We start from the raw sequence: 19,794 nt of genomic DNA on the forward strand, positions 1-19,794 counted from the left end.
CCCCCGGTGTAGAAAGTGCCTTGGGTCACATGGCATGGTGTCCTGGGGCTCAGTCCGGTGTCGGACATGTCCTTCCTGCCGCTTGTGCGACTGGAGGGGCGGGTGGTCGTCACCGTGACTGCCGATACCAGGAGCCCACGAGCGGAATCCGACCCCCGGTCGGCAGAGAACATACGGAGCACCAATGGCAACTTCCGACTCGACGGCCCCAGGGCCGGGCGGCGCGATCGAGACCAGGGAGCGGCGGCGCGTCCTCGCCGGGACCATGGTCGGCACCACCATCGAGTGGTACGACTTCTTCATCTACGCGCAGGCCGCCGGCCTCGTGCTCGCGCCCCTGTTCCTGTCGCCGCTGACCGAGGACAGCCCGGGCCTGGCCCAGATCCTGTCCTTCGCGACCATCGGCATCTCCTTCCTCTTCCGGCCGCTCGGCGCGATCGTCGCGGGCGCCCTCGGAGACAGGTTCGGCCGCAAGCGCGTGCTCGTGGCGACCCTGGTCATGATGGGACTCGCCACCTGCCTGATCGGCGTGCTGCCCACCTACGCCCAGATCGGCGTGGCCGCACCCGTCCTGCTGATCGTCCTGCGCATCCTCCAGGGCTTCTCCGCGGGCGGCGAGTGGGGCGGCGCGGCGCTGATGTCGGTGGAGCACGCGCCGGTCGGCAAGCGCGGCTTCTTCGGCGCCTACCCGCAGATCGGCGTTCCCTGCGGCATGATCCTGGCGACCTTCGTCGTCTGGGTGATCACCGCGTCCATCGGCCCGGAGGCGTTCCTGGAGTGGGGCTGGCGCATCCCCTTCCTCCTGTCCTTCCTGCTGATCATCGTCGGCCACCTCATCCGCAAGTCCGTGGAGGAGTCCCCGGTCTTCAGGCTCATGCAGGCGCGCAAGGCCGAGGCCTCCGCCCCGCTGGGCCGCCTGTTCCGCAAGCACACCCGTGAGGTCGTCCTCTCCGCGCTGATCTTCATCGCCAACAACGCAGCCGGGTACCTCGTCATCGCCTACCTGGCGACCTACGCCTCCCGGCCGGTCGAGGACTTCGGCCTCGGCATGGACCGCGGCCCCGTGCTCCTGGCGACCACCCTCGCCTCGTTCGGCTGGCTCATCTCCACGCTCTACGGCGGCATCCTGAGCGACAAGCTCGGCCGGGTGCGGACCTTCCAGCTCGGCTACGTGCTGCTGGCCGCCTGGTCCGTGCCGATGTGGTTCATGGTCGACACCGGCAACATCTACCTGTACTTCGCGGGCGTCTTCGTCTTCACGCTCACCCTGGGCCTGAGCTACGGCCCCCAGTCGGCGCTGTACGCGGAGATGTTCCCGGCCGAGGTCCGCTACTCCGGCGTGTCCATCGGCTACGCCCTCGGCGCGATCCTCGGCGGCGCCTTCGCGCCCACGATCGCCGAGCTGCTGCTCACCGAGACCGGCGCCTCGTGGTCGATCGGCGTCTACATCGTCGTGGCCTGCGCGGTCTCCTTCCTGGGGGTCACCCTGGTGAAGGAGCCCAAGGGCGTGGACCTGTACGCGGACGGCACCAAGCCGACCACGATCGGCACGTAGGCGGCGACGGGGCGGCGGACCGGTCCGCCGCCCCGTCCCCCGTCCCCTGTCGCTTTGTCGCCGCGTCTCCTTGTCGCTCCGTCGCCTTGTCGACCCGCCGCCCCGGGACGCGGTCACCGCCCCCGCGACTCCGCGCGCTGGCTCGCCGGGCCCCGGCGGCCCCGGTCCAGCTCGTAGGCGGTGTTGACCAGGGCGATGTGGGACAGCGCCTGGGGGAAGTTGCCGACCAGCCGCCGCGCGCCGGTGTCGTACTCCTCCGCCAGCAGCCCCACGTCGTTGCGCAGGCTCAGCAGGTGCTCGAAGATCCCCCGGCCCTCGTCCACGCGGCCCTGGAGGACGAGGTTGTCCACCAGCCAGAACGTGCAGGGCAGGAACACGCCCTCACCGGGGGGCAGGCCGTCCACGTGCCGGGTCCCCTCGTCCATGGAGTAGCGCTGGACCAGGCCGCCGCTGCACAGCTCCTGCTGGACGGCGTCCACCGTCCCCCGCATGCGCTCGTCGGTGGCCGGGAGGAAGCCGACGGCGCTCGCCATCAGGAGCGAGGCGTCCAGGGACTCGGAACCGTAGTACTGGGTGAAGGTCCGCCGACCGGGGTCGTACCCGTGCTCGCACACGTCCCGGAAGATCTCCTCCCGCAGGCGCTTCCAGTCGTCCACCGGGCCCTCCAGCCCGAACCTCTCCACGGCGCTGACGGCCCGGTCCGCCGCGGTCCACGCCATGATCTTGGAGTGCGTGAAGTGCCGCCGGGGTCCGCGCATCTCCCAGATCCCGTTGTCGGGCTCCCGCCAGTGCGACTCCAGGAAGTCCATCAGGTGCCGCTGGAGCCGCCAGGCCGGCTCCCGCGGCGGGATGCCGTGCTCCCTGGCCTGGTGGAAGACGTCCATCACCTCGCCGTAGACGTCGAGCTGCCACTGCTGGGCCGCCTCGTTGCCGATCCTGACGGGGCGGGCGCCCTGGTAGCCGGACAGCCAGCCCAGCTCCAGCTCGGGCAGCCTGCGCTCCCCCTCGATCCCGTACATGATCCGCATCTGCGCGGGCTCACCGGCCACCGCCCGCAGCAGCCACTCGCGCCATTCGGCCGCCTCCCGTTCGTACCCCGACTCCAGCAGCGAGAGCAGCGTCAGCGTCGCGTCGCGTATCCAGCAGTAGCGGTAGTCCCAGTTGCGCACGCCGCCCAGCTGCTCGGGCAGCGAGGTGGTGGCCGCGGCCACCATGCCCCCGCCGGGCGCGTGCGTCAGGGCCTTGAGGGTGATGAGCGACCGGACCACCGCGTCGCGGTACTCGCCCCGGTAGGTGCACCTGGACGCCCACTCCCGCCACACCTCCTCCGTGTGCCCGATGAGCGCGCCCACGTGGGGCGGGTCCGGCTCGGGGGCCCGCACCGGCGCCCACACCAGGGAGAAGTCCACGCCGTCCCCCGCGGCGACCGTGAACTCCGCGACCGGCCTGGACGGGGCCGCGACCTCGAACTCCACGTCGGAGTCCAGGTAGCAGCTGTCCGGACCGGCCACCATGTGCAGCCGCCGCCCGTCCTTGCGCACCCACGGGACGATGGACCCGTAGTCGAAGCGCGGCACGGCCTCGGTCCGCATGCGAACGCGGCCCTCCACCCCCTCGACCCGGCGCACCAGACCGGTCCCGTGCGCGCCGATGGGCATGCAGTCCACGACCCGCACCGCGCCGTCCGCGCACCGGAACTCGGTCTCCAGCACCAGGCTGTCGGAGCGGTACCGCCGCGCCGAGACCCGGTGCTCCCCGACCGGGGCCATGGTCCAGCGCCCGTTGCCCCCGTCGCCCAGCAGGGCGGCGAAGCAGGCGCCGGAGTCGAACCTGGGCAGGCACAGCCAGTCCACGCTCCCGTCCCTGCCGACCAGCGCCGACGTCCGCATGTCGCCCAGAAACGCGTAGTCCTCGATGGGCGGAGCCACGTCCCGCCTCCCTTCCGTCCCCGGGCGGATGCCCGCGTCCCCCGATCCCGCGTCAGCGGTCTCCCCGCCCGCCTCCGGGCAGGAACTCCTGCGCCTTGGACACGACGCCCCGCTTGACCACGGACCACGCCTCGGGGTCGCCCTTGGCCAGGGCCTTGGCCACGCTCTCCATCTGGTCGAGCGTCGCGTGCGGCGGGATCGGCGGGACGGCGGGGTCGGTGACGAACTCGACCACGCAGGGCCGGTCCGCCGACAGCGCCCGCTGCCAGGCGTCGCGCACGTCGGAGGGGTCTTCCACCCTGATCCCCCGCAGGCCGATGCTCTCGGCGAACCCGGCGTAGGGGAAGTCGGGGATGCGCTGCGAGGGGAGGAACTGCGGCGCGCCGCCCATCGCGCGCAGCTCCCAGGTCACCTGGTTGAGGTCGCGGTTGTTGAGGACGGCGACGACCACCCGCGGGTCCTCCCACTCCCTCCAGTAGTGACCGATGGTGATCAGCTCGTTGATGCCGCTCATCTGCATGGCGCCGTCCCCGACGAGCGCGACCACCGGCCGGTCGGGGTGGGCGAACTTCGCCCCCGTGGCGTAGGGGACGCCGGGGCACATCGTGGCCAGCGTGCCCGACAGCGACCCCCGCATGCCCTCGCGGAACACCAGGTGGCGCGCGTACCAGTTGGCCGCCGAACCGGAGTCCGCGGTCACCATCACGTCGTCGGGCAGCAGCGGGGACAGCTCGTGGAAGACGCGCTCGGGGTTGACCGGGTCGGCGTCCACGTGGGCGCGCCGTTCGAGGACCTGTTTCCACCGCGCGACGTCGTCCTCGATCTTCTCCCGCCAGGAGCGGTCGGTCTTACGGTCCACGAGCGGCAGCAGCATCCGCAGCGTCTGCGCGGAGTCGCCGACCAGGTTGCACTCGAACGGGTAGCGCATGCCGACCATGGTCGGATCGATGTCGATCTGGACGGCGCGCGCCTGGTCGAACTCGGGCAGGAACTGGCTGTACGGGAAGCTGGAGCCCACCACGAGCAGGGTGTCGCAGTCCCGCATCATCTCGTAGGAGGGCCGGGTGCCGAGCAGACCGATCGACCCGGTCACGAAGGGCGGGTCGTCGGGGAGGACGTCCTTGCCCAGCAGCGCCTTGGCCACCCCCGCGCCGAGCCTGTCCGCCATCTCGACGACGGCGTCCGCCGCTCCCCTGGCCCCCTGCCCGACCAGCATGGCGACGCGCTCGCCGGAGTTGAGGATCTCGGCGGCCTCGGCCAGCCCCTCCGGGGACGGCGTGGACCGCGGAGAGGGGAGGCCGAGGCTGGAGGGCACCATCTTGAACTCGTGCTCGGGCGGTGAGTACTCCAGGTCCTGGACGTCGGCGGGGATGATGACCGCCGTGACCGTGCGCCTGCTCGCGGCGATCCGGATCGCCCGGTCCAGCACGTTGGGCAGCTGCTCGGGGACGGTCACCATCTGGAGGTAGTCGCTGGCCACGTCCTTGTACAGCGACATCAGGTCGACCTCCTGCTGGTAGGAGCCACCCATCGCGCTGCGCGCGGTCTGGCCGAGGATCGCCACCACCGGCACGTGGTCGAGCTTGGCGTCGTAGAGGCCGTTCAGCAGGTGGATGGCGCCGGGGCCCGAGGTGGCCGCGCACACCCCCACCCGGCCGGAGAACTTGGCGTACCCCGTGGCCTCGAAGGCCGCCAGCTCCTCGTGCCGTGACTGGATGAAGCGGGGCTGGTCGCCGGCCCGCTCCCACGCGGCGAGCAGGCCGTTGATGCCGTCGCCCGCGTAGGAGAAGACGCGCTCGACCCCCCACTCGCGCAGACGTTTCAGTACGTGGTCGGACACCAGTTCCGCCATGACCGCTTCCCTCCCGGGTTCGACGCCGTCGGCCGGCACCGTTCCCCGCGGCGCCGCGTCCGCCGCGCGCGGGGCCCCGCCCCGCCGGCTCACGGCCCCCGGTCCACCGCGGGAGTGCCTCGCTGGCGCGACTACCCCGACTCCCGCGTCCGCACTCACCGCGCCTGCGGCGCCCCGCCCGCCCGCTCCCGCGCCCCGGTCACCGCTCCCCCCCGTGCCGGGGGCCGGACGTTTGTCCCTGCCCGGGGCCGGTCAGTGGCGTGTGGCGGTGGGCGGCACCGCCCGTCAAGGTGAGTGATCTGCATCACATCGGGTAATGGTTCACCATCAGCCCCTTGCATCACAGGGACCCATGAAACGGACGCGACACGGTGGAGGTGACCATGTCCAACCGGACATCGGCCCAGGGCGTGACCAGGATTCCCGGAAAGCCGATCCGTATCGCCGCGCTCGTCTACGGCATCGTCTTCCTGCTGGTGGGCGTGCTGGGCTTCATTCCCGGACTGACCACGAACTACGACCAGATGCAGTTCGCCGGACACCACTCCGAGGCCATGCTGCTGGGGATCTTCCAGGTGTCGATCCTGCACAACCTGCTCCACCTGATCCTCGGCGTGGCCGGGGTGGCGATGGCGCGCACCGCCGGTCTGGCGCGCGTCTACCTCATCGTCGGCGGCCTGGCCTACCTGGTGCTGTGGGTCTACGGGCTGCTGGTCGAGTCCGGCGACCCGACGAACATCGTGCCGCTCAACAACGCCGACAACTGGCTGCACCTGGTGCTGGGGGTGAGCATGCTGGCGCTCGCCATCGTCCTCGCACCCTCCCGGCGCAGCCGCGCCGGGCGCTGACGCGTCCGCGCGGCTCCCGCCCGGAGCGGGAGTGACACGGTGACGGCCGCCGCCCCGCACGGGGCGGCGGCCGCGTCGCGCGGGGCGGCCGCGCCCGCGCCGGGGACGCACGCGTCCGGCCCCGGTCCCTCACGGGGACCGGGGCCGGACGACCGCGGGTCAGCGCCGGTCGAGCCACTCGTAGGCGGCGCTGGTGGCGCAGGCGTACACCGTGTGGTGCAGCAGGTCCACGCCGACCTCCTTGGCGCCCCACTTCCAGGCCGGGGGCGCCGTGCCCGTGGCCGGGAGGGCGACCTGCTCGCCGCCCCACACCAGTGCCAGGTGCGCGGCCGCCGCCGCGGTCCCGTGCAGCCCGATGGCGCCCAGCAGCCCCCGGACGGCCCCCCACGAGGCCCCGTATCCCCAGTGCACCGCGGTGTTGAACCGCTGCTCGCCCGAGGGGCCCTCCGGCCGCACCCCGAGCACCTTCCCGGCGGCGTCGGCGGGCGAGGTGCTGCCTCCCCTGCCGCGCAGCTTGGCCTCGGCGGTGCTGGAGACCGTCATCGCCGCCGTGCCGACCACTCCCGCCAGCAGTCCCCTGCCGACGGCGGACGAGGCGTGCGCGAGGGCCCGTGCCAGCCGTTCCACCACGCCCGCCTCAGCGCTCCACCACGTGCCGCTTGTTGGGCACGCAGTGGGTCATCGTCAGCCCCGACACGTCCCGGGGGCCGTTCTCGCCCAGGTTGGCCATGCGCTGGCGCTCCCCCTCGTCCAGGGTCTGACTCTGCAGCGGCTCCAGGTGCGCCACGTCGCCCGGGCCGATGCCCAGCCCCTCGCCGACGCGCAGCCCCAGGTCGTCGTCGACCATGAGGAAGTGCCAGACCATCCGCTCCTGGATCGGCCGGTCGCACTGGGAGAGCTGCCCGGTGAAGTTGCGCACCAGGTCGTCGCGCTCCCACTCCTCCATCAGCGTGTACCGCTGTCCCGCCTGCTGGTAGTCGTTGGTGCGGGAGATGCGCTTACGGGTCATCCGCCCCCGGATCTCCGGCCCCTGCTCGTCGTGCGTGGGGTACTGCCCCTCGCGCAGGCCGCCGTTGATGGACGGCTCGTAGTTGACGTGCGGGTTCTCGCCCCCGGAGTCCTGGTGGTAGGCCATCAGGCCGTCGCGCTGGTTGGTGCGCACGCCGGCGTTCTTGGCCTGGTTCACCGGCAGCTGGAGGTAGTTGGGCCCCACCCGGTAGCGCTGCGTGTCGCTGTAGGAGAAGGTGCGCCCGACGAGCATCTTGTCGTCGGAGAAGTCCAGGCCGTCCACGAGCACGCCGGTGCCGAAGGAGATCTGCTCGTTCTCCGCGAAGTTGTCCGACACGTTCCGGTCGAGCACGATCCGCCCCACCGCCTTGGGCGGGAAGTCCTGCTCCGGCCAGGTCTTGGTGTCGTCCAGCGGGTCGAAGTCGAGCTCGGGGTGCTCCTCGTCGCTCATCATCTGCACGAGCAGCTCCCACTCGGGGTACTCGCCGCGGTCGATGGCCTCGTGCAGGTCCTTGGTCGCGTGCCCGGTCTCGTCCGCCTGGAGGTTGGCGGCGTCGGCCTCGGTCATGCTGCGCACGCCCTGCTTGGGCATCCAGGTGTACTTGACCAGGACGGTCTCGCCCACGTCGTTGACCCACTTGTAGGTGTTGACGCCGAATCCCTGCTGGTGCCGGTAGTCCGCCGGGATGCCGCGCGGGCTGAACAGGTTGACCAGCATGTGCATGCACTCGGGGGTCTGCGACATGAAGTCGAAGATGCGGTTGGGCTCCTGGCGGAAGGTCACCGGGTCCGGCTTGAGGGAGTGGATGACGTCGGGGAACTTGATGGCGTCGCGGATGAAGAACACCGCCAGGTTGTTGCCCACCAGGTCCCAGTTGCCGTCCTCGGTGTAGAACTTGATCGCGAACCCGCGCGGGTCGCGCGCGCACTCCGAGGAGTCCCTGCCCCCGATGACCGTGGAGAAGCGCAGCGCGATGTCGGTCCGCTTCCCCTTGCCCTGGAAGAGCTTGGCCCGCGTGTAGCGGCTGATCGGCTCGTCGCCCCACGCGCCGTAGGACTCGAAGTAGCCGAACGCGGTCGCCCCGCGCGCGTGCACCACCCGCTCCGGGATGCGCTCCCGGTCGAAGTGGCTGATCTTCTCCAGGAACTGGTAGTTCTCCAGCGTCGCCGGCCCCCGCTCGCCGACCGTGCGCTGGTTCTGGTTGTCGTAGACCGGGTGTCCCTGCCGGTTCGTGAGCACCTCGCGGTCGTCTCCCGGCGCGGATCCCTGGCTGGATACGTCGGTCATGGAACTGGTCCCCCACCACGTCGTCATGATCCCTGTCCCGGTGCCCCCTGCCCACTGCCGCGGTGCCGGACGCACGGCGGGGGAAGTTCTTACCAACTGGAGGGAGTACCGCAACCCTTCCCCCGCCTGGGAAGTCCGTAAAGGGGGATTTTCGGTCCTCTCCTCCCCCGGTGTTTCACGTGAAACACCGCCGCCCGGGCCGCGTCACAAAAGCCCCATGGAACCGCCACGGGCGGCGTGTCCCCGTCCTCCCGGAGTCGCGCCCGGCGCACGGTGGGAATCCGGACCCATGCTCCCCCTCGTCCGTGGGTAGCGGCAGACCTGGAGACCATCGACGGGCCCCGGGCCCGGGGCGGAGGCGAGCATGGGCGTACGCACGTGGATCGAGTCGTGGCCGGTGTACCGGCAGTTCACAGGGGACGACCCGACGGGGCGCGGGGCCGCCGCGAAGTCCCGACGGTCAGAGGACCTCAGGTCCCGCACCGAGGAGGCCGACCGGGTCGTGAAGTCGGTCTGCCCCTACTGCGCGGTGGGATGCGGGCAGAACGTCTACGTGAGGGACGAGAAGGTCGTCCAGATCGAGGGCGACCCGGACTCGCCGATCAGCCGCGGGCGGCTGTGCCCCAAGGGGTCGGCCAGCCTCCAGCTCACCACCGGCTCCGCGCGCGAGGAGAAGGTCCTGTACCGGCGCCCCTACGGCACCGAATGGGAGGAGATCGACCTCGACACCGCCATGCGGATGGTCGCCCACCGCGTGGTCCGCACGCGCGAGCAGACCTGGGAGCGGGAGCACGAGGGACAACGGGTGAACCGCACGCTGGGGATCGCCAGCCTCGGCGGCGCCACACTGGACAACGAGGAGAACTACCTCATCAAGAAGCTCCTGACCTCGCTCGGCGTCGTCCAGGTGGAGAACCAGGCCCGCGTGTGCCACAGCTCCACGGTCGCCGGGCTCGGGACGTCCTTCGGGCGCGGCGGGGCGACCATGTTCCTCCAGGACCTGCAGAACTCCGACTGCATCATCATCGAGGGGTCCAACTTCGCCGAGGCCCACCCGGTCGGCTTCCAGTGGGTCATGGAGGCCAAGGCCCGCGGCGCGGTGGTCATCCACGTCGACCCCCGCTTCAGCCGCACCAGCGCGCTCGCCGACATGCACGTGCCCATCCGCGCGGGCACCGACATCGCCTTCCTCGGCGCGATCATCAACCACGTCCTCACCGAGGAGAAGTACTTCCTCGACTACGTGCGCACCTTCACCAACGCCGCCACGATCGTCGGCGAGGACTTCCAGGACACCGAGGACCTGGACGGCCTGTTCTCCGGCTTCTCGGAGAAGGACAAGAGCTACGACGCCAGCACCTGGAGCTACGAGGGCGCGGAGGTCGCCGCCGCCTCCGGCAACCGCGACCAGTTGTTCAAGGAGCGGCTGGAGGAGAACCTCGGCACCAGCCACTCCGGGCGGCCCGAGCAGCAGGGGGCGGGCGGCGCGGTCATCCGGGAGAAGCCCAGGGAGGACCCGACGCTCACCGACCCGCGCTGCGTGTTCCAGGTCCTCAAGCGCCACTACGCGCGCTACACGCCGGAGCTGGTCGAGCAGGTCTGCGGCATCCCGCAGGAGACCTTCCGGAGGGTGTGCGACCACCTCACCGAGAACTCCGGCCGGGACCGCACCAGCGCCTTCTGCTACGCCGTGGGCTGGACGCAGCACACGGTCGGCTCCCAGTACATCCGGGCCGCCTCCATCCTCCAGCTGCTGCTCGGCAACATCGGCCGTCCGGGAGGAGGCATCCAGGCGCTGCGCGGACACGCCAGCATCCAGGGCTCCAGCGACGTGCCGACCCTGTTCGACCTGCTGCCGGGCTACCTGCCGATGCCCCACGCGCACGAGGAGCAGTCCCTGGAGACCTACGTCCTGGCCGCGGGCAAGCCCAGGAAGGGGTTCTGGGACGGGATGCAGGCCTACACCGTCAGCCTGCTCAAGGCGTGGTGGGGCGAGCACGCGACGGCCGAGAACGACTACTGCTTCGACCACCTGCCCCGGCTCACCGGCTCCCACAGCCACTACGACACCGTGATGGGGCAGATCGCCGGGAAGTGCAAGGGCTACTTCCTCATGGGCGAGAACCCCGCCGTGGGTTCGGCCAACAGCAGGGCCCAGCGCATGGGCATGGCCGAGCTGGACTGGCTGGTCGTGCGCGACTTCTCGCTGATCGAGAGCGCCACCTGGTGGAAGGACGGGCCGGAGATCGAGTCCGGTGAGATGCGCACCGAGGACATCGGCACCGAGGTGTTCTTCTTCCCGGCCGCCGCGCACACCGAGAAGTCGGGCACCTTCACCAACACCAACCGGCTGCTCCAGTGGCACGATCAGGCCGTCAGCCCGAGCGGTGACCAGCGCAGCGACCTGTGGTTCATGTACCACCTGGGCCGCGAGATCCGCGGCATCCTCGCCGGCTCCGACGACCCCAAGGACCGCCCCGTCCTCGACCTCACCTGGGACTACCCCCTGGAGGAGGACGGCGAGCCCGACGCCGCCGCGGTCCTGCGCGAGATCAACGGCCATGACGCCGAGGGCCGCCCGCTCACCGTCTACACCGAGCTGCGCGACGACGGGTCGACCTCGTGCGGCTGCTGGATCTACTGCGGAGTCTTCAAGGACGGGGTCAACCAGGCGGCGCGCAGGAAGCCCCACACCGAACAGGACTGGATCGCCGGGGAGTGGGCCTGGGCGTGGCCGGACAACCGGCGCGTCCTGTACAACCGCGCCTCCGCCGACGAGAACGGGGAGCCCTGGAGCCCCCGCAAGAGCCTCGTGTGGTGGGACGCGGAGCGGGAGCGCTGGGTCGGGCACGACACCCCCGACTTCGAGAACCGCAAGGCCCCCGACTACGTGCCGCCGGAGGACGCCGAGGGCGTCGCGGCGCTGACAGGCCGGGACGCCTTCGTCATGCAGGCCGACGGCAAGGGGTGGCTGTACGCGCCCGCGGGCCTCAACGACGGCCCGATGCCCACGCACTACGAACCGCAGGACACCCCGTTCGAGAACCCGCTGTACGGGCACCAGCGCAACCCGACGCGCCTGCTGTACCCGCACGAGTACAACCGCTACCACCCCGCCCCCGGCACGCCCGGCTCCGACGTCTTCCCGTACGTGGTGACGACCTACCGGCTCACCGAGCACTTCACCGCGGGCGGGATGACCAGGTGGACGCCCTACCTGGCCGAACTCCAGCCCGAGTTCTTCTGCGAGGTCGGGCCCGAGCTGGCCGAGGAGCGTGGGCTGGAGCACGGCGGCTGGGCCACCGTCGTCACGGCGCGCAACGCCATCGAGGCACGGGTCATGGTCACCGACCGGATGGCGCCGCTGCGGGTGCAGGGGCGGGTGGTCCACCAGATCGGGATGCCCTACCACTGGGGGCCCAACGGGTACACGACCGGGGACGCGGTCAACGAGCTGATGCCCATCGCGCTCGACCCCAACGTGCACATCCAGGAGGTCAAGGCGATCACGGCCGACATCCGGCCGGGGCGCAGGCCCCGGGGCGCCGAGCGCCTCGACCTGGTGCGCGAGTACAGGGAGCGGGCCGGAATCACGGAACAGACGGGACTGGAGGTGTGAGCGTGTCCGCGGAGAGCAACGGGGACGGCAGGCACGAGAGGGTCGGCTTCTTCACCGACACGAGTGTGTGCATCGGCTGCAAGGCCTGCGAGGTCGCCTGCAAGGAATGGAACATGGTCCCCGAGGACGGCCTGGACTTCACGTCCATGTCGTTCGACAACAGCGGCGGACTGAGCGCGGACACGTGGCGGCACGTGGCCTTCGTCGAACAGCGCGAGCCCCTGGGCCACCAGGACCCGGGCGTGGGACGCCCCGGGGCCGTGGACCTGGGCATGCCGTCCTTCGAGCTGCCCGGCGCCGCCACGGGCGCCGACGAGCGCGGCGAGTTCCGTTGGCTGATGTCCTCGGACGTGTGCAAGCACTGCACCAGCGCCGCCTGCCTGGACGTGTGCCCGACCGGCTCGCTGTTCCGCACCGAGTTCGGCACGGTGGTGGTGCAGGAGGACATCTGCAACGGCTGCGGGTACTGCGTTCCGGCCTGCCCCTACGGGGTCATCGACAAGCGCGAGGAGGACGGCCGGGTCTGGAAGTGCACCCTGTGCTACGACCGGATCGGCGACGGCCTGGAGCCCGCCTGCGCCAAGGCCTGCCCCACCGACTCGATCCAGTTCGGCAACCTCGACGAACTGCGTGCGCGCGCCGAGGCGCGGGTGGCCGACCTGCACGAGGCCGGGGTGTCCTCCGCCCGCCTGTACGGCGAGGACCCCGAGGACGGGGTGGACGGCGCGGGGGCGTTCTTCCTGCTGCTGGACGAACCCGAGGTCTACGGGCTGCCGCCGGACCCGGTGGTGACCACCCGGGACCTGCCGTCGATGTGGCGGCACGCAGGTGTCGCTGCGGCGGCGCTGGTGGTCGGAGCGGCCGCGACGTTCGTGGGGAGGCGCTGATGAGCTCGTCGGACGTGACCAAGGAGGGCATGCGCGGGCAGCGCCCCGGGCGGGAGGCCGTCACTGGGGCCGCCGACGTCGTCGGGGAGGAGCAGCGCCGCGAACACGGGGAGGGGCGGCGCAGGAAGAAGGGGCGCGGCGAGCCCACGCGGGTGCCCGACGCCGAGTTCCGCTCCTACTACGGCAAGCCGGTCCTCAACCAGATCGTGTGGAAGGCCTCCGACATCGGCGGCTACCTGTTCCTGGGCGGGCTCGCCGGGGCCTCGTCGGTGCTGGCCGCCGGCGCCGAGCTGACCGGCCGCCCGGAGCTGGCCCGCCCCCTCAAGTACACGGCCCTGGGCGCGATCTCCGGTTCGACGGCCGCGCTCATCCACGACCTGGGGCGCCCCGAGCGCTTCCTCAACATGCTGCGGGTGGTCAAGCCGACCTCGCCGATGAGCGTCGGGTCCTGGATCCTCATGACCTACGGCCCCCTCGCCGGGGTCGCCGCGGTGACCGCCGCGACCGGGTGGTTCCCGCGGATCGGCCGGGCGGCCACCCTGGGCGCCGGGATGGTGGGCCCGCTCGTGGCCACCTACACGGCGCCGCTGGTGTGCGACACCGCCGTGCCGTCCTGGCACGACGGCTACCGGTACATGCCGTTCGTGTTCGCCTCCTCGGCGGCCTCGGCCGCGGGCGGGATGGGCCTGGTCACCGCGCCCCTGGCGCAGAGCGGTCCCGCGCGCCGCGCCGCGGTGGGCGGCGCCCTGGTGGAGACGGCGGTCTCCGGCGCCATGGAGCGTCGGATGGGGCTGTCCGGCGAGCCCTACCGGCAGGGGAAGGCGGGCGCCCTCATGCGCGCGGCCAGGACGCTCACCCTGGCCGGTGCGGCCGGTGCGGTGCTGGGCCGCCGCAGCCGGGCGGCCTCCGCGGTGAGCGGCGCCGCCCTGCTGGCCGGTTCCGCGTGCACCCGGCTGGGCGTCTTCCAGGCGGGCAAGCAGTCCGTGGCCGACCCCAAGTACACGGTGGTGCCCCAGCGCCGCAGGCTGGCCGAGCGGGAGGCGGAGCGCGGGGGCTCCGACGCGGCCGCAGTTCCGCAGGCCCGTACGGCCGGGGACTGAGGAGCGGCCGTCCTCCTCCCCGCGGCTCGGGCGGGGGAGGAGGACGGCCGTGCGGCGGTCGGGGCCGCCGGGTGCGGTCAGGCGTCGCGGACCTGGTCGGGGCGGCTGACCACCGGGGGCTCCACCGACCAGGGGAAGTTGATCCACCGGTCGGTGTGCCGCCACACGTACTCGCACTTGACCAGGGACCGCGGCTTCTCGTAGATGACCGCGCTGCGGACCTCGGCGACGTGCTCGGCGCAGAAGTCGTGGACGAGCCTGAGGGTCCTGCCGCTGTCCGCGACGTCGTCGGCGACCAGGACCCTCTTGCTGCCGAGGTCGACCACGTTGGGCACCGGGGGGAGCATGACGGGCATGTCGAGCGTGGTGCCGACCCCGGTGTAGAACTCCACGTTCACCACGTGCAGGTTCTTCACGTCCAGCGCGTACCCCAGGCCGCCCGCCACGAAGAGGCCGCCGCGCGCGATGGAGAGGATCATGTCGGGCTCGAACCCGTCGTCGGCGATCGCGCGGGCCAGGTCGCGGATCGCGGTGCCGAAGAGCCCGTAGTCCAGGTTCTCGCGCTCGTCGCTCACGAGGTCCCCTCTTCCCGGTGGTGTGGTGTGCGCAGCGGCTCGGTACCGCCCCAGGCTAACCACCGCGGCGCCGCTCCGTGCCCGCGCGGGGACGCGGCGCGGCGGTTCGGGCCACTTGTCCACACCGGGGGGTGTTCTGGGTCACACGATTGGACGTGTGGCCAGGAATCCGGGCGAAATCCTCGACGTTTTCTTGAGTTTTGCGTGGTTGTGGCGAACAGATGGCAATGAACAGCACCATGTGTCTGAACACATCTTTCTGACACAGGAGGCTGGCGCCATGGCTGATGACCGGGACCTTCTCCCCTCCGAGCAGCCGGTCCGGCTGCTCGACGAGACCGGAAGCCCGGTGGACGGGGCCGCCCTGCCGTTCCCGGACCGGGAGCGGCTGCTCGCCGCGTACACATCCCTGGTGATCGGCCGCCGCGTCAACGACCAGGCCAGCGCCCTCGTGCGGCAGGGCCGCCTGGCCGTGTACCCCTCCTCGCACGGGCAGGAGGCCTGTCAGACGGGCGCGGCCATGGCCCTGGCGGAGGGCGACTGGCTGTTCCCGACCTACCGCGACACCGCCGCCGTGGTCGCGCGCGGGGTGGACCCGGTACAGGTGCTCACCCTGCTCAAGGGCGACTGGCACTCGGGCTACGACCCCTACGCGCACCGCGTCGCCCCGCAGGCCACGCCGCTGGCCACCCAGCTCCTGCACGCGGTGGGCGTCGCGCACGCCGCCCGCCTGCGCGGTGAGGACACCGTGGTCATGGCGCTGTGCGGCGACGGCGCCACCAGCGAGGGCGACTTCCACGAGGCGCTGAACTTCGCGGCGGTGTTCCGGACCCCGGTCGTGTTCTTCGTGCAGAACAACGAGTACGCCATCTCCGTCCCCCTGGCCCGCCAGACCGCCGCCCCCTCGCTCGCCCACAAGGGCGTCGGCTACGGGGTGAACGCGGAACGGGTGGACGGCAACGACACCCCCGCCGTGCTCGCCGTGCTCGACCGGGCCGTGGCCGCAGCGCGGGCGGGCGAGGGCCCCCAGCTCGTGGAGGCGCACACCTACCGCATGCAGGCGCACACCAACGCCGACGACGCCACCCGGTACCGCACCCAGGAGGAGGTGGACCCCTGGGAGGCCCGCGACCCCCTGCTGCGCATGGAGGCCTACCTCACCAGGAAACGCGTCCTCACCAAGGCCCGCAAGGCGCGCATCGCCGAGGACGCGGAGGCCGTGGCCGCCGCCATGCGCGAGGGCGTCGCCCGGGACACCGACCCCGAGCCCGCCGAGCTGTTCGCGCACGTGTTCGCCACCCCCACGCCGCAGCTGGACGAGCAGGCCGCCTTCCTGGCCGACGAACTGAGCAGAGAGGGCAACTGACATGGCGACCGACCCCACCAAGCTCTCCATGGCCCAGGCCCTCAACCGGGCCCTGAGCGACGCCATGGCCGAGGACCCCGCGGTGTACGTCTTCGGCGAGGACGTCGGCCCCCTCGGCGGCGTCTTCCGCATCACCGACGGCCTCACCGCCGAGTTCGGCGAGGACCGCTGCTTCGACACCCCGCTCGCCGAGTCCGGGATCGTGGGCATGGCCGTGGGCATGGCGATGAACGGCATGCGCCCCGTGGTGGAGATGCAGTTCGACGCGTTCGCCTACCCGGCCTTCGAGCAGATCGTCAGCCATGTGGCCAAGACGCGCAACCGCACCCGCGGCCGGGTCGGGCTGCCCATGGTCATCCGCGTCCCCTACGCGGGAGGGATCGGCGGCGTCGAGCACCACTGCGACTCCTCCGAGGCCTACTACGCCCACACGCCCGGCCTGACCGTGGTCACCCCGTCCACGCCCGCCGACGCCTACTTCCTGCTGCGCGAGGCGATCGCCTCCGACGACCCGGTCGTGTTCATGGAGCCCAAGAAGCTCTACTGGGGCAAGGACGAGATCGACCTGGCCGCGCCCGAGCCGCCCATCGGCCGCGCCGTGGTGCGCCGCCCCGGCACCGACGCCACCCTCATCGCCTACGGCCCCTCGGTGCCCACCGCGCTGGAGGCGGCCGAGGCCGCCGCCCAGGAGGGCCGCAGCCTCCAGGTGGTGGACGTGCGCTCCCTCGTCCCCTTCGACGACGCCACCGTGTGCGAGGCGGTCCGCTCCACCGGGCGCGCCGTCGTGGTCGCCGAGGCCAGCGGGTTCGCCAGCGTCGCCTCGGAGATCGTCGCGCGGGTGACCGAGCGCTGCTTCCACTCCCTGGCCGCGCCGGTGCGCCGCGTCACCGGCTTCGACATCCCCTTCCCGCCGCCGAAGCTGGAGCGCTTCCAGCTCCCGGGCGTGGACCGGATCCTGGACGCCGTCGACGACCTTCAGTGGGAGGACCAGTGACGACGCAGACCTTCGACCTCCCCGACCTGGGAGAGGGGCTCACCGAGGCCGAGGTGGTGCGCTGGCTCGTGGCCGTCGGCGACACCGTGGCCCTGGACCAGCCGATCGTGGAGGTGGAGACCGCCAAGTCGATCGTGGAGGTCCCCTCCCCCTTCGCGGGCACCGTCAGCGAGCTGCACGGCGAGGAAGGCCGGGTCGTGGAGGTCGGGCGCCCCCTGATCAGCGTGACCGACGGTCCCGGGTCCGACGCCGCGTCCGGGTCCGACGCCGCGAGGGCGTCGGCGGAGGGGGAGCGCTACCGCGAGGAGGAGCGCGCCGGAACGGGTTCGGGCAACGTGCTGATCGGCTACGGGACGCCGGAGGCAGCGGCTTCCGGGCGCCGTCGGCGTCCGCGTGAGCGCCCGCCCGCGCGCCCGGCGCAGCCCGCCGCACCCGCCTCCGCCGCACCGGCCGCCGCGGCCCCGGTCCGATCCACCGCACCCGCCGCTCCCGCGTCCGTGCGGCCGCCGCTGGTCACCTCGCCCCTGGTGAGGCAGATGGCCCGTGAGGCGGGGCTGCGGATCTCCGAGGTCTCCGGGAGCGGCCCGGGCGGACTCATCACCCGGCGCGACGTGCGCGAGGCGATAGATGCCGCGCGGGCCCCGGCTGCCGACCCCGCCGCCGACCCCGCCGCTCCCGCCTCTGGTCCGGAGCCCGTCGCACCGGGGTTCGTGGACGCCCGCACGGGACTGGCCGAGTCCCGGCGCGTGGCCATGAGCGGGTTCCGCCGCAGCGTGGCGGCGTCGCTGTCCCGCAGCCGCAGCGAGATCCCCGAGGCGACCGTCTGGGTGGACGTGGACGCGACCGAGCTGGTCCGCCTCCGGCAGTCCGACCCGTCCGGACCCGGCTTGATGTCCTACGTGGCACGGTTCGTGGTCGCGGGCCTGCGGGCCCACCCCGAGCTCAACGGCAGGGTGGACGCCGAACGCGGTGAGCTGGTCCAGTACGACGGGGTCAACCTGGGCCTGGCGGTGCAGACCGAACGGGGCCTGGTCGCCCCGGCCGTGCTGGGCGCGCACCGGCTCACCACGACGGAGCTGGACGGCGAGATCCGGCGGCTCACCGCCGCCGCACGGGAGGGCAGGGCCTCCTCGGCCGAGATGACCGGCGGCACCTTCACCCTCAACAACTACGGGTCGCTGCGTGTGGACGGCAGCGCCGCCATCATCAACCACCCGCAGGTGGCGATCCTGGGCCTGGGCCGGATCATGGACCGCCCGTGGGTGGTGGACGGAGAGCTGACCGTCCGCAAGATCACGCAGCTGTCGTTCGCCTTCGACCACCGCGTGTGCGACGGCGGGGCCGCCGCGGGCTTCATGCGCGTGGTCGCCGACGCCATGGAGAACCCGGCCGCGGCCGTCGCCCGCCTGTAGGCCGGGACGGAGCGGGCGCCCCGGGACCCGGTGTCCCGGGGCGCCCCCGCGCGTGCCGGTCCGGCCGCCGCCGGAGCGGTCGGTCCCGCGCTCGTCGGACCGCCGCGTGTCGACTCGTCCACATGGCGACTCATCCCCATGGCGACCCGTCCACATGTCGTCCCGGGCGGGGCCGGGCGCTGCCGCCCTACCTGCCCGCGATCCGCGCCATCAGGCCCGCCACCAGGGCGACCTGGTGCGGCGTCCCGCCGACCAGGACGTGCTCGTCGCGCGAGTGCGGACCGGCGCCCACCGCGCCCAGTCCGTCGAGCACCGGGCGGCCCAGCGCGGAGACGAAGTTGGCGTCGCTGGCCCCGCCCACGGAGACCTCCTCCAGGGACGCGCCCAGTTCCCCGGCCACCTCGCGCAGCAGACCGAACGCCTTCTCCGAGGGCGGGTTGGGGTTCATCGGAGGACGGTTCCACCCGCCCGTGACCGCGACCGCCACGCGCGGGTCGGCGGCGGCGAGCGCGGCCAGCCCGGCGTCCACGCGGGCCATCTCGGCGGGGTCCTGCACCCGCACGTCCACCCCGCAGCGGGCGTGCCCGGCGACGACGTTGTACCCGGTCCCCCCGGAGACCAGGCCCACGTTCACCGTGGTGCCCGCTTCCGGCGCGGACAGGGCGGTGAGCGCGGGCACGACCTGGGCCAGGGCGTGCACGGCGCTCGCCCCGGCGGCGGGGTCCAGGCCCGCGTGGGACTCCACGCCGCGCACGTCCACGTCGAAGATCCCCATGCCCTTGCGCCGGGTCTTGGGCATGCCCTCCCGGCTGGGTTCGAGGACCAGGGTCAGGTCCACGTCCTCGCTGGCCCGCTCGATGTGCGGGCGCGACGCGGGGCTGCCGATCTCCTCGTCCCCGGTGAGCAGCATCCGCACGGTGGGCCGGGGCAGGTCCAGTTCGCGCAGGAGCCGCAGAGCCCAGGCGCTCTGCACGATCCCGGCCTTCATGTCGAAGCAGCCGGGGCCGCTGAACCGGTCGCCCTCGACCGTCACCGGCCACTCGGCCAGGGTCCCGGCGGGCCAGACGGTGTCGTAGTGGCTGACGAAGAGCACGGTCCCCGCCCCGGTGCCGGGGTAGGACACCTCCAGCACGTCGCCGAAGGAGCCGCCGTCGTAGCGGACCCGGGTCTCGGGCGCGCCCAGCCGCCGGGCCAGCCACCCCTCGATGCCGTCCAGCCCGGCGGACAGCAGGTCCCTGTCGCCGCTGGGGGTCTCCAGCTCCACGAGGGCGCGCAGGTCGTCGATCATGCCGGGCAGGGCGCGCTCGGCCGCGTCCGCCAGTCTCGCGGTCACCGTCTGGCTCATCTGTCACTCTCTTCGTT

General features: G+C 72.3%; 14 protein-coding genes. 8 read left to right on the top strand and 6 right to left on the bottom strand.

The window, feature by feature from the left end; genetic code table 11:
- Positions 1-184 precede the first annotated feature (184 nt).
- The gene (locus ACSTA4_RS00065) at positions 185-1,555 is read left to right on the top strand and encodes an MFS transporter (RefSeq protein ID WP_444961985.1); all 1,371 of its coding nucleotides are present in this window, start codon (positions 185-187) and stop codon (positions 1,553-1,555) included.
- 113 nt (positions 1,556-1,668) lie between these two features.
- On the opposite strand, the gene ACSTA4_RS00070 is transcribed toward ACSTA4_RS00065, so the two are convergent.
- Both ACSTA4_RS00070 and ACSTA4_RS00075 read right to left on the bottom strand, forming a co-directional pair.
- A complete protein-coding gene (locus ACSTA4_RS00070) occupies positions 1,669-3,483 on the bottom strand; it encodes a glycoside hydrolase family 15 protein (protein WP_444961986.1) in 1,815 nt (604 codons plus the stop codon).
- Positions 3,484-3,535: 52 nt separating this feature from the next.
- Positions 3,536-5,335: a thiamine pyrophosphate-requiring protein gene (locus tag ACSTA4_RS00075; protein WP_444961987.1), complete on the bottom strand. Its 1,800-nt coding sequence runs from the start codon at positions 5,333-5,335 to the stop codon at positions 3,536-3,538.
- 383 nt (positions 5,336-5,718) lie between these two features.
- On the opposite strand from ACSTA4_RS00075, the gene ACSTA4_RS00080 reads away from it, so the two are divergent.
- Complete coding sequence (locus tag ACSTA4_RS00080; protein WP_444961988.1) at positions 5,719-6,183, top strand: DUF4383 domain-containing protein; 465 nt, start codon at positions 5,719-5,721, stop codon at positions 6,181-6,183.
- 159 nt (positions 6,184-6,342) lie between these two features.
- On the opposite strand, the gene ACSTA4_RS00085 is transcribed toward ACSTA4_RS00080, so the two are convergent.
- Together ACSTA4_RS00085 and ACSTA4_RS00090 are read right to left on the bottom strand one after the other, a co-directional pair.
- Entirely contained in the window at positions 6,343-6,810 is a 468-nt protein-coding gene (locus ACSTA4_RS00085) for a hypothetical protein (RefSeq protein WP_444961989.1), read from the bottom strand.
- A 10-nt stretch (positions 6,811-6,820) separates the two neighbouring features.
- The gene (locus tag ACSTA4_RS00090; RefSeq protein WP_444961990.1) at positions 6,821-8,479 is read right to left on the bottom strand and encodes a catalase; all 1,659 of its coding nucleotides are present in this window, start codon (positions 8,477-8,479) and stop codon (positions 6,821-6,823) included.
- A 364-nt stretch (positions 8,480-8,843) separates the two neighbouring features.
- Between ACSTA4_RS00090 and fdh the strand changes: the two genes are divergently transcribed.
- Genes fdh through nrfD form a run of 3 tightly spaced genes read left to right on the top strand, consistent with a single transcriptional unit; the run spans position 8,844 to position 14,085 of the window.
- A complete protein-coding gene (gene fdh / locus ACSTA4_RS00095; protein ID WP_444961991.1) occupies positions 8,844-12,098 on the top strand; it encodes a formate dehydrogenase in 3,255 nt (1,084 codons plus the stop codon).
- Positions 12,095-12,985, top strand: a complete 891-nt coding sequence (locus ACSTA4_RS00100) for a 4Fe-4S dicluster domain-containing protein (RefSeq protein ID WP_274975614.1) — start codon at positions 12,095-12,097, stop codon at positions 12,983-12,985. Before fdh ends, ACSTA4_RS00100 begins: the two co-directional genes overlap by 4 nt.
- On the top strand, positions 12,985-14,085 hold the full coding sequence (gene nrfD / locus ACSTA4_RS00105; protein WP_444961992.1) for an NrfD/PsrC family molybdoenzyme membrane anchor subunit: 1,101 nt from the start codon (positions 12,985-12,987) through the stop codon (positions 14,083-14,085). The genes ACSTA4_RS00100 and nrfD overlap by 1 nt, the downstream gene beginning before the upstream one ends.
- Positions 14,086-14,162: 77 nt before the next feature.
- Here nrfD and ACSTA4_RS00110 read toward each other — a convergent pair whose 3' ends face one another.
- Positions 14,163-14,660, bottom strand: a complete 498-nt coding sequence (locus ACSTA4_RS00110) for a phosphoribosyltransferase (RefSeq protein ID WP_444961993.1) — start codon at positions 14,658-14,660, stop codon at positions 14,163-14,165.
- A gap of 280 nt (positions 14,661-14,940) precedes the next feature.
- On the opposite strand from ACSTA4_RS00110, the gene pdhA reads away from it, so the two are divergent.
- Genes pdhA through ACSTA4_RS00125 form a run of 3 tightly spaced genes read left to right on the top strand, consistent with a single transcriptional unit; the run spans position 14,941 to position 18,432 of the window.
- Positions 14,941-16,026 carry a pyruvate dehydrogenase (acetyl-transferring) E1 component subunit alpha gene (gene pdhA / locus ACSTA4_RS00115; protein WP_444961994.1) on the top strand — a complete coding sequence of 362 codons (1,086 nt, stop codon included), beginning with the start codon at positions 14,941-14,943 and terminating at the stop codon, positions 16,024-16,026.
- A 1-nt stretch (position 16,027) separates the two neighbouring features.
- Positions 16,028-17,020, top strand: a complete 993-nt coding sequence (locus ACSTA4_RS00120) for an alpha-ketoacid dehydrogenase subunit beta (protein ID WP_444961995.1) — start codon at positions 16,028-16,030, stop codon at positions 17,018-17,020.
- Positions 17,017-18,432 carry a dihydrolipoamide acetyltransferase family protein gene (locus ACSTA4_RS00125; RefSeq protein WP_444961996.1) on the top strand — a complete coding sequence of 472 codons (1,416 nt, stop codon included), beginning with the start codon at positions 17,017-17,019 and terminating at the stop codon, positions 18,430-18,432. Before ACSTA4_RS00120 ends, ACSTA4_RS00125 begins: the two co-directional genes overlap by 4 nt.
- 187 nt (positions 18,433-18,619) lie before the next feature.
- Here the strand turns inward: ACSTA4_RS00125 and ACSTA4_RS00130 are convergent, their stop codons facing one another.
- Positions 18,620-19,777: a M20 family metallopeptidase gene (locus ACSTA4_RS00130; protein ID WP_444961997.1), complete on the bottom strand. Its 1,158-nt coding sequence runs from the start codon at positions 19,775-19,777 to the stop codon at positions 18,620-18,622.
- Positions 19,778-19,794: the final 17 nt, after the last annotated feature.

This window comes from Nocardiopsis sp. M1B1, from assembly GCF_052466615.1.